The organism is Bradyrhizobium genosp. SA-4 str. CB756, from assembly GCF_000473125.1.
In the GTDB taxonomy this organism is placed as follows: Bacteria; Pseudomonadota; Alphaproteobacteria; order Rhizobiales; family Xanthobacteraceae; genus Bradyrhizobium; species Bradyrhizobium arachidis.
Genome location: NZ_KI421499.1, coordinates 319,691 through 331,795 on the forward strand (window position 1 = coordinate 319,691; position 12,105 = coordinate 331,795).

Genomic DNA, 12,105 nt, shown 5'->3' on the forward strand with positions numbered 1-12,105 from the left:
ATGTGCTCACGCTGATTCGAAATGGCCTGAGGAACGGTCCGGTAACTGCTTTCGTTTCAGCTTGTAGCGGAACTCACGCGGAGAGGGATCATGTACAACGATTCTCTATTCAACGCTTTCGCTCGGTCGTTCGAGGCGAGAAGCCAGCACGACATGTCGATGGCGGAATATCTGGAATCGTGTCGAAGCGATCCCATGAAATACGCAAATGCGGCCGAGCGACTGCTAGCAGCGATCGGCGATCCGCAGACGATTGACACGGCCAAGGACCCACGCCTTGGCCGTATTTTTTTGAACCGCACGATCCGCACCTATCCGGCCTTCGCCGGCTTCTACGGTATGGAAGAAACCATCGAGCGCATCGTCGGTTTCTTCCGTCACGCGGCGCAGGGCCTCGAAGAGCGCAAGCAGATCCTCTATCTGCTCGGTCCGGTCGGTGGCGGCAAGTCCTCGCTCGCCGAGCGGCTCAAGTCGCTGATGGAAGTGCAGCCGATCTACGTGCTCAAGGCCGGCGATGAGCTCTCGCCGGTGTTCGAAAGCCCGCTCAGCCTCTTCGATCCCGATCATCTCGGGCCGATGCTGGAGGAGAAATACGGCATTCCGCGCCGGCGTCTCACCGGTCTGATGAGCCCGTGGTGCTACAAGCGGCTGGAAGCCTTCGGCGGCGACATTTCTCAGTTCAGAGTCGCAAAAATCCAGCCGTCGCGGCTGCGCCAGATCGCGGTCTCCAAGACCGAGCCTGGTGACGAGAACAACCAGGACATCTCCTCGCTGGTCGGCAAGGTCGATATCCGCAAGCTCGAGACCTTCGCGCAGAACGATCCTGATGCGTACAGCTATTCCGGCGGCCTCAACCGCGCCAACCAGGGCATCCTTGAATTCGTCGAGATGTTCAAGGCGCCGATCAAGATGCTGCACCCGCTGCTGACCGCGACGCAGGAGGGCAACTACATCGGCACCGAGAACATCGGCGCGATCCCGTTCACCGGCGTCATTCTCGCGCACTCGAACGAAGCGGAGTGGGCGAGCTTCAAGGCCAACAAGAACAACGAGGCCTTCATCGACCGCATCTGCGTGATCAAGGTGCCGTACGTGCTGCGGGTCACCGAAGAGCAGAAGATCTACGAGAAGCTGATCCAGGGTTCGGAGCTGGCGTCTGCGCCGTGCGCGCCGTCGACACTGGAAACGATGGCTCGGTTCTCGGTCATGTCGCGCCTGCGCAAGCACGAGAATTCGACGCTGTTCGGCAAGATGCGGGTCTATGATGGCGAAAGCCTGAAGGAATCCGATCCCAAGGCACGAAGCGTCCAGGAATACCGGGATGCCGCCGGTGTCGACGAAGGCATGGACGGCGTGTCCACGCGCTTTGCCTTCAAGATCCTGGCGGCGACCTTCAACCATGACCCGCAGGAGGTCGCCGCCGATGCCGTGCACTTGATGTATGCGCTGGAGCAGTCGATCCGCCGGGAGCAGCTGCCCGAGGAAACCGAGAAACGTTACTTGGAGTTCATCAAGGCGGAGCTGGCACCGCGCTATGCTGAGTTCATCGGCAACGAGATCCAGAAGGCTTACCTCGAATCCTATTCGGATTACGGCCAGAATCTGTTCGACCGCTACGTGGATTACGCCGATGCCTGGATCGAGGACCAGGATTTCAAGGATCCGGACACCGGCCAGTTGCTCGATCGCGAACTGTTGAACCAGGAGTTGACCAAGATCGAAAAGCCGGCCGGCATTGCCAATCCGAAGGATTTCCGCAACGAGGTGGTCAAGTTCTCGTTACGGGCCAGAGCACAGAATGCCGGCAAGAATCCAACCTGGACCTCCTACGAGAAGATTCGCGACGTGATCGAAAAGCGGATATTCTCCCAGGTCGAGGATCTGCTTCCAGTCATCTCCTTCGGGTCGAAGAAGGACGGCGAGACGGAGAAGAAGCACGGCGAGTTCGTCGCACGCATGGTGGAGCGCGGCTACACCGAGCGTCAGGTTCGCCGGCTCGTCGAATGGTACATGCGCGTGAAGCAGGCCGGTTGAGGCGGATGGGAAAGTGGCCATTCATATTATTGACAGGCGCCTGAATCCAGGCGGCAAGAGCCTTGAGAACCGGCAGCGGTTCTTGCGTCGGGCAAAATCCCTGGTGCAGGGCGCCGTCAAGAAGACCTCGCAGGAACGCGACATCAAGGACGTCCTGGAGGGTGGCGAGGTCACGATCCCGCTCGACGGCATGCACGAGCCGCGTTTCCGCCGCGAAGGCGGAACGCGCGACATGGTGCTGCCCGGCAACAAGAAGTTCATCGAGGGCGACTACCTCCAGCGCTCCGGCCAGGGCAGCGCCAAGGATTCGGGTCCGGGTGAGGGCGACAGCGAGGACGCTTTCCGCTTCGTGCTCTCCCGCGACGAGTTCGTCGATCTCTTCCTCGACGATCTCGAGCTGCCGGATCTGGCCAAGCGCAAGATCGCGCAGACCGAGAGCGAGGGCATCCAGCGCGCCGGCTACACCACGTCGGGCTCGCCCGCCAACATCTCGGTGAGCCGCACCGTGCAGCTCGCGCTCGCCCGCCGCATCGCGCTCCGCCGTCCGCGCAAGGGCGAGATCGAGGAGCTGGAGGCCGAGATCGCCGCCTGCACCGACGAGGATCTGCGCGCCGAGCTGATCGAGAAGCTCGAAAAGCTGAAGGCGAAATCCAAGCGCATTCCCTTCATCGATCCGCTCGACATCCGCTACCGCCGCTACGAGAAGGTGCCGCGCCCGGTCGCGCAGGCGGTGATGTTCTGCCTGATGGACGTGTCGGGCTCGATGTCCGAGCACATGAAGGATCTGGCCAAGCGCTTCTACATGCTGCTCTACGTGTTCCTGAAGCGGCGCTACAAGCATGTCGAGATCGTCTTCATCCGCCACACCGATCGCGCCGAGGAGGTCGACGAGCAGACCTTCTTCTACGGCCCGGCCTCCGGCGGCACGCTGGTCTCCAGCGCGCTGCAGGCGATGCACGAGATCGTGCGCGAGCGTTTCAATCCGGCGGACTGGAACATCTACGCAGCCCAGGCCTCCGACGGCGACAATTCCTATTCCGACGGCGAGCTCACCGGCATGCTGCTGACCGACAAGATTCTGCCGGTCTGCCAGTTCTTCGCCTATCTCGAGGTCGGGGAATCCGGCGGCAGCGCCTTCGATCTCTCCGACTCCTCGCTCTGGACCCTCTATGACCGCCTGCGCAACAGCGGTGCACCGCTCTCGATGCGCAAGGTCTCGGAGCGCAGCGAGATCTTCCCGGTGTTCCACGATCTGTTCCAGCGCCGCGATACTGCACAGGAGAAAGCCGCTCCATGACGGAACGCTTGTTCGAAGGCGCGGATTGGGACTTCCGCACCTTGCAGCGCATCACCGATGCTTGTGAGGAGGTGGCGTTGAAGGATCTCGGTCTCGACGTCTATCCGAACCAGATCGAGGTCATCACCGCCGAGCAGATGCTGGATGCCTATTCGTCGGTCGGCATGCCGCTGTTCTACAAGCACTGGTCGTTCGGCAAGCATTTCGCGTTTCACGAGGCGTCCTACCGCAAGGGCCTGATGGGGCTCGCCTATGAGATCGTGATCAACTCCTCGCCCTGCATCTCCTACCTCATGGAGGAGAACACGGCGACGATGCAGACGCTGGTGATCGCGCACGCCGCCTTCGGCCACAACCACTTCTTCAAGAACAATTATCTGTTCAAGCAGTGGACTGATGCGGAAGGCATCCTCGACTATCTCGACTTCGCCAAGAACTATGTCGCGACCTGCGAGGAGCGCTACGGCCGCATCGAGGTCGAGCGCACGCTGGACGCAGCGCATGCGCTGATGTCGCACGGCATCGACCGCTATCCCGGCAAGAAGAAGCTGGATCTGCGCGCCGAGGAGAAGCGGGCAGGGCGCCGCCGCCAGCACGAGGAAGAGGTCTTCAACGATCTCTGGCGCACCGTGCCCAAGGGCGCCGCCAAGAGCCGCTCGGCGCTCAGCATCGAGCGCCGCCGCAAGCTGCTCGGCCTGCCGCAGGAGAACCTGCTCTATTTCCTGGAGAAGAGCGCGCCGCGGCTCGCCCCCTGGCAGCGCGAGCTGCTGCGCATCGTCCGCCACATCGCGCAATATTTCTATCCGCAGAGCCAGACCAAGGTGATGAACGAGGGGACGGCGACCTACGTCCACTATCGCATCATGACCAAGCTGCACGAGCAGGGCCGCATCACCGACGGCAACTTCCTCGAATTCCTGGGATCGCACACCAACGTGGTGTTCCAGCCCGAATTCGACGACCCGCGCTTCTCCGGCTTCAACCCTTACGCGCTCGGCTTTGCCGTGATGCAGGACATCGAGCGCATCGTCACCAGGCCCGAGGACGAGGACCGCGAATGGTTCCCCGACATCGCCGGCAAGAACGACGTCATGGGCGTGCTGCGCGACGTCTGGGCCAATTACCGCGACGAGAGCTTCATCGGCCAGTTCTTAAGCCCCAAATTGATGCGGCAATTCCGCATGTTCCACCTGCACGACGATCCCGAGGAGCGCGCCGGCATCCGGGTCGACGCCATCCACGACGAGCGCGGCTTCCGCCGCGTCCGCCGCGAGCTGGCGCGCCAGCACGACGTCGGCTTCATCGACGCCAATATCGAGGTGGTCGACGTCGATCTCTCCGGCGACCGCCGGCTGATCCTGCATCACCACGTCATCAAGGGCTCGCAGCTCAACGAGACCGACGCCAAGCGCGTGCTCCAGCACCTCGCCGATCTCTGGACCTACGACGTCTCGCTGATCGAGGTCGATGCCAACGACAAGGTTTTGCGCGAATACGTCGTCAGCCCACGCCCGATTCCGGCAGCGGTGGCTTGAGGCCGGTAGTTAGGCCGAGCGCCTGATGTTGTGAGCCTCAACTGGCGCTCCGACGGAGATGCGTTCCCTCCCCCCTTGTGGGGAAGGGAACGGAGAAAGTTCTGCCGTCGTTGGCCGAGCACGATCTTCAGCTGATCACGCTTTCTTCTTCGCCACCTTCTTCACCGCATTCAGCTCCACCGCCTCGCGGATCAGCGCCTTGAGCGCTTTCTCGTTGATCTTCTCACCCTCGCGAATATCGATCGCGCGCCGCACGTTGCCATCGAGGCTGGAGTTGAACAGGCCGGCGGGGTCATCCAGCGCCGCGCCCTTGGCAAAGGTCAGCTTCACCACTTCCTTGTAGGTCTCGCCGGTGCAGATGATGCCGTCATGCTCCCACACCGGCACGCCGCGCCATTTCCATTCCTCGACGACCTCAGGATCGGCCTCCTTGATCAGGCCGCGGATGCGCCCCAGCATCTCGCCGCGCCAGTCGCCGAGCTCCTTGATCCTGCCGTCGATCAGCTTGGAGGGCGAAGCTCCCTCCACGTCCTTTGTGCTGCTCTTCTTTGCGGGTACGGCTTTCTTCATCATCTCGCCTCGTTCACGCGTTGCCGGCTGACATAGGGCAGCGCGAACAGATACAGCCCGGTCGCGAGCAGGGGGATCAGTGGGACGAATGCCACCAGCCCGATCCACGTCGCCTGAATCTGCATGGTCAGCGCAACAATGTTCGCGATCACCGCAACCGTGAACGCCATCGATAGCCACCGATGGATCTGCCGAATCCACTTATTCCCGTTCAATGAAACCTCCCTTGAGTTGATTGGATGAAGACCTGCGACGGAGCTAGCCAGCGCGCGCCAGCACCTCGTCGAGCTTGGCGAAAAACTGCTTCCAGCCGGCATGCGCGCCGCCAAACGCCTGCTTCTGCGTCGGGCTGAAGCCCGCCTGCTCGACGCGTAAGTGCGTGCCGGCGCCTGTCGGTGTCAGCGTGAAGGTGACGATGCTCTTCAGATCGAACGCCGCGTCCTCGTGCGAAAAATTCCAGGTGTAGGCGAGCGTCTTCTCCGGCTCGATGGTGAGCACCTCGCAATCCAGCACGCCGCCCCATTCGCCGCGCAGATTGAATCTGTGACCGACCGTCGGCTTGAAGTCGTTCTTCATCAGCCATTCCTCGATCAGATGCGGCTGCGTCAGCGCGCGCCAGAGCCGCTCGGCCGGAAAGGCAAATTCGCGTTCGACGACGACTGAGCGTTTCTCGGTCAATTGTTCGGTCATTGGTCCATCCTCTTCAGCAAATCATCCAGCGCATCGAGCCGGTTCTGCCAGAAGGAAGCCATCTGGCTGGTCCAGTCGATCAGCGGATTGAGCGCGCCGGGCTGCGCGCTGTAATGGGTCTGGCGTCCTTCATGACGGTCGCGCACGAGGCCGGCCTGCTTCAGCGCGCCCAGATGTTTCGAGACCGCCGGCTGGGAAACGCCGGATCGGGCCGTGAGTGCCCCGACCGTCTGCTCGCCCTCGCGGCACAGCCGCTCGAAGATCGCCCGCCGGGTCGGATCGGCGAGCGTCCTGAACAGAAGGTCGTGGGCGGCGGACATGCGGAATCCATAACCAGGAAGTTATGGATTAACTCATAACCGTAGGGTTATGGGTAAGTCAAGCGCGTTGAGGGATGAGTTGGGAGAGGGCGCCGCAGGCCCCTCTTACCTCTCCCGCTTGCGGGAAAGGTCGGCGCGTCCCGGGCGATGCGAAGCATCGTCCCGCGCGCCGGGGTGAGGGCTCTCTCCTCTTGGGGGTTCTTGACTGAGGAGACACCCTCTCCCCAACCCTTCCCCGCAGGCGGGGGAGGGGGCGCACCGATTTCGCGGCGGCCGAAGTGCTCAAGGCCGCAAGTAAAGATACCCCTGCGATTGCAACTCGGCCAAACGAACCACGCCACCCCTCTCCGCGCTGACGAAGCCGGGCAGCAAGTCCGTCAGCGTGACGTTCTGCGCTTTCATGGTGTTGGGGCAGGCGGCGAGCTCGACGCCGTCCTTGGAGAATTCACCAACGCGCCTGCGGACGTCGGGATTTGCCTGCGCGGCGTGAAACGGTTTCAGCGCGGGACCGTGGATCACCAGCGCGATCGTGACGTGCGCGGGGCCGCCGACGCCGTCGATATGGTTCTGGATGTTGCCGAGCACGAAATTGACCTTCTCGGCATCGCTGAGGTGATAGACGACCTTGAGCTTGTTCGACGACGGAGCCGCGGTCGCAGCCTGTGCTCGCGAGACGCCGAGCACTGCGCCCAAAGCCGAGGCTGCGCTCCACAACATGTTCCGGCGGTTCATGACGATTTCTTTCGACTAGGCCTGATTTCGCCGGACAAATGTCACTTGTGGCGCAGCGCGGCGAGTTCCTTGCGGTCGGTCACCAGCGAGGCGCATTCGCTGGTGTCGGTGCGCTCAAGGCGGAACATTCCGTCGTCGGCGCCGGCGACCAGCGATCGATCGTCATCTGGATCCGGATTGTTGTGCTTCCAGATCCTGACCCGCGCGAGCCGTACGATGGCCGATTTGTCGTCCTTCGACAGTGCGACCCCGATGCTGCCGCCCTCGCAGTCGACGCCGCAGCCGAGGCGGATCTCGTTGCCGTCTTTCACGAACACGACATGGTGGCAGTCGCCCTGGGAGTCGAAGTCGCCGCTGCGATGGCGGTATCGGAAGCCGAGGCGGAAGGAGTTGTGCAGCTCCTTGTCCTCCTTGTCCAACTCGGCCGAAACCAACAGCTTCATCGCGGCGACCTTCTGCTTCGGATGCTGCGCCAGATGTTCGGCATCGTAGCGGCGGACGAAGCAGGCATAGGCCTTGTTGCCAGGTTTACCCGCATACATGCGCGCGTTGAAGCTCTCGGCCTCGGCCTTGCTCGCCGCGCGGATGTCGTCGGTCTCCTCGGCCCGGGCGGCGCCGACCAAGGCGGCAAGGACAAGCGGAAGGACGAGGGCAAGCTTCATGATCGCACCAGACGCGTGGGCCGTGGCCCGCCTGGAGAGGGGGCCGATCGGCGGTTAGTCGCGGGCGGCGCGGAGCGCGTTCAAGCGGCGACCGGCCCCCTTTCCCGCGGGCAGCCTCGCGCAAGGTTCCAGGTTTAACGATCTGGAAGGAGGGGAACTGATAAACCCCAGATTGTAGCAAATGCTGGTGGCGGTCAAAAATGTCCGTAAGTCAGAACTTGCCCAATCTTGCGATCGGCTATTCCCTGGCGCGGCTGCTGAAGATATTGGCCGCCGGCGCGCTGATGACGCTCGTGTCTGCCGCGATCGCTCTCAACTGGTTTCAGATCAAGACCCTCACGCCGTTCCAGATCACGGTCTGCTATGTCGGTCTCGCGTTGTTCGGCCTTGTCACCCTGCGGACGCTCTGGACGCTGCTCTTCGCCAGGACGCCGGTCGTCTTCATCACCCGTGTCGGCATTCGCGACACCAGGATCGCCGACGACACCATCGCCTGGAGATCGGTGCGGGAGATATCGGTCTGGCAATTTCGCAATCAGAAGATCGTGGTGCTCAAGCTTGATCCTCTCATCGCCGACCGCTTCGACGGCGGCTTTCTCAAGCGCATCGTCTCGATGATGAACAAGGCGGTCGGCGCCGAGGGCGTGCTGATCAATCCGAGCGGCCTGACTATCGACGGCGAAACACTGCTCGAGACCTGCAAGCAATACTGGAAGGCCGGCCGCCTGGCCTATTCGGGCCGCGCCGCTGTCGTGCCCGAGCCGGTCAGCTAGTCCGGACCGCGGCCGAAGCGGACCGCGCTTCTTTCACGAACACGGCGTGATGGCAGTCGCGGCATGCGTGACGCGTTCGACGCGCATACGCGCGCAGGGCGGAGCGAAGCCGCGTGGTTCCATGCACGGCCTTAGTCGAACCTGAGACCGGGAAGGTTCAATCAAGCTCGGGCCTTCGCTCCGAGGGGAACTCGATGCCGCGCGGCCTTCGATATTGTCCAAATTCGTCAATGTGATAGCGTTCACAGACGATTGCTTTCGGCAGTCTTAAGGTGGGGCCGCCTCTTGTAGTGTGTGGAGTCCCCGCAATGGGAGAAATTCGCGACTTCAGATCCGGCAATCGGGGGGAGCCGCCTCCGAGCGGGGCGCTGCCTCGGCGACTCGCTGCGATCATTGTCGGCGATATCGCGTCCTACAGTCGCTTGATGCAGGCTGACGAGGAGGGCACGCACGCCCGCGTCAAGCGGATCGAGCGGGATCTCATCATGCCCAGCATCGTCGAGCACCATGGAAGCCTGGTGAAGACGACCGGCGATGGCTTCATTGCGATTTTCGATAGTCCCGTCGAGGCTGTTCGATGCAGCATCGTCATCCAGCAAAATCTCGTCGGCCGCAACACTTCGCAGCCGAAACATTCGCGGATCGAATACCGGATCGGCGTCAATCTCGGTGATGTCATCGTCGAGCCGGACGACATCTATGGCGACGGCGTCAACATCGCCACGCGCATCGAAGGCATTGCCGAGCCGGGCCAGGTCTACATCTCCGGCGCGATCTACGAGCAGATCAAGCACAAGGTGGTGTGCGGCTATGAATCGCTCGGCGATCGCAAGGTCAAGAACATCACCGATCCGGTGCGAGTCTACCGCGTGCTGCCGGACGCAGACGCGCTCGGCAGAACGCGAAGCCGGCGCGAGAATGCCTTGATCTTTTTCCTCGGGATCAGCGTGCTGATCATCGCCACCGGCGTACTTTGGTATCTGCTGGCACAGCCGGCTGGCAGGCGGAACGAGCAGGCCGCCGCACCGACCGCCGCGCCGACCGTCGCGCCGGCCGCATCTCCAAGCCCGCAGCCCGCTCCACGCGAAGCGGCGACGCAAACGCCGGAGCCGTCTCCCTCAGTGGCTTCGGCACCTCCGCCGCCCTCGCCGGTACCCAGCCCATCGCCGATACCCGTCCGCGAACCCGACATGATCGCCATTCGCGGCGGCAGCTTCGCCATGGGGAGCAATGATGATCCGACCGAACGTCCGGTTCATCAGGTCACGATCAAGCCGTTCTCGATCGGCAAATATCCGGTGACCGTGCAGCAATGGAACGAATGCGCCGCTGCGAAGGGGTGCGCCTTCACGGCCGTGGGCAAGGACGATGCGCCGGTGAGCAATGTGAGCTGGACCGATGCGCAGCAATATGTAGCCTATCTCTCCCAGGCGGCGAAGAAGCCGTACCGGCTTCCGAGCGAAGCCGAATGGGAATATGCGGCGCGCGGCGGAACAACGAGCAAGTATTGGTGGGGCGACAAGCTCCAGCCCGGCATGGCCGGGTGCAAGGATTGCGGTGATCTCGCAGCCGAGCAGCCGGCGAAGGTCGGCGGCTTCAAGCCCAATCCGTTCGGGCTGTACGACATGGGCGGCGGCATCGACCAGTGGGTCGAGGATTGCTGGCACAGAAGCTATCAGGGCGCGCCGGCCGACGGCTCAGCATGGACCGGCGGCGACTGCTCCTCGCATGTCCTGCGCTCGGGCTCGTGGAAGAACGATTCAAGATATGTGCGGCCGTCAAACCGCGATGGTTACGACACCAATGTCCGTTACCCCACGCACGGATTCCGCGTCGCGCTCAGTCCGTGATTTCCGGAGTAGATTTGATGAAGATCATGTCCTGTGTCGCACTTGCGGCTGCGATCGCATTGCTCCCGGGTGCGGCGTACGCGCAGGGCAAGACCGCGCCTAAGGATGCCAAGCTCTACTTCATCACGCCGCGCGACGGGCAGAAGGTTCGCGGTGCATTTTGGGTCCGGTTCGGCTTGCGCAACATGGGCGTGACGCATGCCGGCGACGACTACCAGAACGCGGGTCATCACCATCTGCTGGTCGATGTCAACGACCCCATCGATCCCAAGGAGCCGATCCCGCAGGACAAGTCGCATCTGCATTTCGGCGCGGGGCAGACCGAAACCATGCTCGAACTCCCGCCCGGCACGCACACGCTGCAATTGGTGCTGGGCGATGCGAAGCACTATCCGTTCGAGCCGCCGGTCGTATCCGACAAGATCACGATACGTGTCCGGCAGCCCGTTTCCGGCAAGTAGTCACCGCAGGCTGGCGTTGATCTTGTCCAGCACCGCCGAGCCCGGGCACAGCGCGTCCGCTTCCAGCGTGTTGAGCGGCGTCTCGACCGTGTTGAGATGCTCGTGCAGATCTTCCGCGTCGGGATCGACATAGAGCAGGCCGGTGACGATCTGGCCCTTGGCGGCGTGCTTCGCGAGGAAGGTCTGCGCGCCGAGCCTGTCGTGCGGATCGTAATCGGCATCGATCTTGCGCAGCGCGATCTTGCTGCCGTCGTGCTGCTCGACCATCTGCACCGTGCCCGGCGCGTAGTCGACCGCGATGGGATCGCGGCCGACCAGCACGTCGAGCCGGTTCACCGCGTCATTGTGCTCGCGGACATAGTCGAAGCTCTTGGTCGAGCCGGCATGGTTGTTGAAGGCGATGCAGGGGCTGATGACGTCGATGAAGGACGCGCCCTTGTGGCGGATCGCAGCCGCGATCAGCGGCACCAGCTGGGTCTTGTCGCCGGAGAACGAGCGCGCGACGAAGGTGGCGCCAAGTTGCAGCGCGATCGCGACGAGGTCGATGGCGTTGTCGGTGTTGGTGACGCCCTTCTTGCTCTTCGAGCCGCGATCAGCCGTGGCCGAGAACTGGCCCTTGGTCAGGCCGTAGACGCCGTTGTTCTCGACGATATAGGTCATGTTGACGCCGCGCCGGATCGAATGCGCGAACTGGCCGAAGCCGATGGAAGCGGAATCGCCGTCGCCGGAGACGCCGAGATAGATCAGGTCGCGGTTGGCGAGGTTGGCGCCTGTCAGCACGCTGGGCATGCGGCCGTGCACGGAGTTGAAGCCGTGCGAATTGCCGAGGAAATAGTCCGGCGTCTTCGACGAGCAGCCGATGCCGGAAATCTTCGCCACCCGGTGCGGCTCGATCGAGAGCTCGTAGCAGGCCTCGATGATCGAGGCCGTGATCGAGTCGTGGCCGCAGCCGGCGCACAGCGTCGAGATCTTGCCTTCGTAATCGCGATGCGTGTAGCCGAGCTCGTTCTTCTTCAGCCCGGGATGATGAAACTTTGGCTTGGCAATATAGGTCATGCGAGCCTCTGCAATTCCAGCCTCGTCATGGCCGGGCTTGACCCGGCCATCCACGTCTTGGCCGGAGAAAAGGAAAGCGTGGATGCCCGGGTCAAGCCCGGGCATGACGATGGAGAGAACAAGGG

At 62.7% G+C, this 12,105-nt stretch carries 13 protein-coding genes; 6 read left to right on the forward strand and 7 right to left on the reverse strand.

Going from position 1 to position 12,105, the window contains the following annotated elements:
- Nucleotides 1–90: 90 nt before the first annotated feature.
- The 3 genes from BRAGE_RS0101555 to BRAGE_RS0101565 are packed head-to-tail and all read left to right on the forward strand — an operon-like array spanning nt 91 to nt 4,866.
- On the forward strand, nt 91–2,034 hold the full coding sequence (locus BRAGE_RS0101555; RefSeq protein WP_027560791.1) for a PrkA family serine protein kinase: 1,944 nt from the start codon (nt 91–93) through the stop codon (nt 2,032–2,034).
- A gap of 19 nt (nt 2,035–2,053) precedes the next feature.
- On the forward strand, nt 2,054–3,331 hold the full coding sequence (locus BRAGE_RS0101560) for a YeaH/YhbH family protein (RefSeq protein ID WP_027560790.1): 1,278 nt from the start codon (nt 2,054–2,056) through the stop codon (nt 3,329–3,331).
- Nucleotides 3,328–4,866 (forward strand): SpoVR family protein, encoded by a 1,539-nt coding sequence (locus tag BRAGE_RS0101565; RefSeq protein WP_027560789.1) that lies wholly within the window; start codon nt 3,328–3,330, stop codon nt 4,864–4,866. The genes BRAGE_RS0101560 and BRAGE_RS0101565 overlap by 4 nt, the downstream gene beginning before the upstream one ends.
- Nucleotides 4,867–5,001: 135 nt before the next feature.
- Here BRAGE_RS0101565 and BRAGE_RS0101570 read toward each other — a convergent pair whose 3' ends face one another.
- The 6 genes from BRAGE_RS0101570 to BRAGE_RS0101595 all read right to left on the reverse strand — a co-directional run bounded on the left by BRAGE_RS0101570 (nt 5,002) and on the right by BRAGE_RS0101595 (nt 7,840).
- Nucleotides 5,002–5,436: a DUF1801 domain-containing protein gene (locus BRAGE_RS0101570; protein ID WP_027560788.1), complete on the reverse strand. Its 435-nt coding sequence runs from the start codon at nt 5,434–5,436 to the stop codon at nt 5,002–5,004.
- Nucleotides 5,436–5,651 (reverse strand): hypothetical protein, encoded by a 216-nt coding sequence (locus BRAGE_RS55655; protein ID WP_027560787.1) that lies wholly within the window; start codon nt 5,649–5,651, stop codon nt 5,436–5,438. Before BRAGE_RS55655 ends, BRAGE_RS0101570 begins: the two co-directional genes overlap by 1 nt.
- 43 nt (nt 5,652–5,694) lie before the next feature.
- A complete protein-coding gene (locus tag BRAGE_RS0101580; protein ID WP_027560786.1) occupies nt 5,695–6,126 on the reverse strand; it encodes an SRPBCC family protein in 432 nt (143 codons plus the stop codon).
- The gene (locus BRAGE_RS0101585) at nt 6,123–6,446 is read right to left on the reverse strand and encodes an ArsR/SmtB family transcription factor (protein ID WP_027560785.1); all 324 of its coding nucleotides are present in this window, start codon (nt 6,444–6,446) and stop codon (nt 6,123–6,125) included. Before BRAGE_RS0101585 ends, BRAGE_RS0101580 begins: the two co-directional genes overlap by 4 nt.
- A 282-nt stretch (nt 6,447–6,728) precedes the next feature.
- On the reverse strand, nt 6,729–7,178 hold the full coding sequence (locus tag BRAGE_RS0101590) for a DsrE family protein (protein WP_027560784.1): 450 nt from the start codon (nt 7,176–7,178) through the stop codon (nt 6,729–6,731).
- A 41-nt stretch (nt 7,179–7,219) separates the two neighbouring features.
- Nucleotides 7,220–7,840, reverse strand: a complete 621-nt coding sequence (locus tag BRAGE_RS0101595) for a hypothetical protein (protein ID WP_027560783.1) — start codon at nt 7,838–7,840, stop codon at nt 7,220–7,222.
- A 200-nt stretch (nt 7,841–8,040) separates the two neighbouring features.
- Between BRAGE_RS0101595 and BRAGE_RS0101600 the strand changes: the two genes are divergently transcribed.
- The 3 genes from BRAGE_RS0101600 to BRAGE_RS0101610 all read left to right on the forward strand — a co-directional run bounded on the left by BRAGE_RS0101600 (nt 8,041) and on the right by BRAGE_RS0101610 (nt 10,924).
- Nucleotides 8,041–8,613, forward strand: a complete 573-nt coding sequence (locus tag BRAGE_RS0101600) for an STM3941 family protein (protein ID WP_027560782.1) — start codon at nt 8,041–8,043, stop codon at nt 8,611–8,613.
- Between the two features lie 308 nt (nt 8,614–8,921).
- The gene (locus BRAGE_RS0101605; protein WP_027560781.1) at nt 8,922–10,463 is read left to right on the forward strand and encodes an SUMF1/EgtB/PvdO family nonheme iron enzyme; all 1,542 of its coding nucleotides are present in this window, start codon (nt 8,922–8,924) and stop codon (nt 10,461–10,463) included.
- 17 nt (nt 10,464–10,480) lie between these two features.
- Nucleotides 10,481–10,924, forward strand: coding sequence for a DUF4399 domain-containing protein (locus BRAGE_RS0101610; RefSeq protein WP_027560780.1), 444 nt, complete (start codon nt 10,481–10,483; stop codon nt 10,922–10,924).
- Here BRAGE_RS0101610 and BRAGE_RS0101615 read toward each other — a convergent pair whose 3' ends face one another.
- A complete protein-coding gene (locus tag BRAGE_RS0101615) occupies nt 10,925–11,980 on the reverse strand; it encodes a 2-oxoacid:ferredoxin oxidoreductase subunit beta (protein WP_027560779.1) in 1,056 nt (351 codons plus the stop codon).
- Nucleotides 11,981–12,105: the final 125 nt, after the last annotated feature.

Excerpts from the sequence above, each read along its gene's own strand:
- BRAGE_RS0101595 (WP_027560783.1), bottom strand. The coding sequence starts at position 7,840 with ATGAAGCTTGCCCTCGTCCTTCCGCTTGTCCTTGCCGCCTTGGTCGGC.
- BRAGE_RS0101570 (WP_027560788.1), bottom strand. The coding sequence starts at position 5,436 with ATGAAGAAAGCCGTACCCGCAAAGAAGAGCAGCACAAAGGACGTGGAG.
- BRAGE_RS0101565 (WP_027560789.1), top strand. The coding sequence starts at position 3,328 with ATGACGGAACGCTTGTTCGAAGGCGCGGATTGGGACTTCCGCACCTTG.
- BRAGE_RS0101555 (WP_027560791.1), top strand. The coding sequence starts at position 91 with ATGTACAACGATTCTCTATTCAACGCTTTCGCTCGGTCGTTCGAGGCG.
- BRAGE_RS0101580 (WP_027560786.1), bottom strand. The coding sequence starts at position 6,126 with ATGACCGAACAATTGACCGAGAAACGCTCAGTCGTCGTCGAACGCGAA.
- BRAGE_RS0101615 (WP_027560779.1), bottom strand. The coding sequence starts at position 11,980 with ATGACCTATATTGCCAAGCCAAAGTTTCATCATCCCGGGCTGAAGAAG.
- BRAGE_RS0101605 (WP_027560781.1), top strand. The coding sequence starts at position 8,922 with ATGGGAGAAATTCGCGACTTCAGATCCGGCAATCGGGGGGAGCCGCCT.
- BRAGE_RS0101610 (WP_027560780.1), top strand. The coding sequence starts at position 10,481 with ATGAAGATCATGTCCTGTGTCGCACTTGCGGCTGCGATCGCATTGCTC.
- BRAGE_RS0101585 (WP_027560785.1), bottom strand. The coding sequence starts at position 6,446 with ATGTCCGCCGCCCACGACCTTCTGTTCAGGACGCTCGCCGATCCGACC.
- BRAGE_RS0101590 (WP_027560784.1), bottom strand. The coding sequence starts at position 7,178 with ATGAACCGCCGGAACATGTTGTGGAGCGCAGCCTCGGCTTTGGGCGCA.
- BRAGE_RS0101600 (WP_027560782.1), top strand. The coding sequence starts at position 8,041 with ATGTCCGTAAGTCAGAACTTGCCCAATCTTGCGATCGGCTATTCCCTG.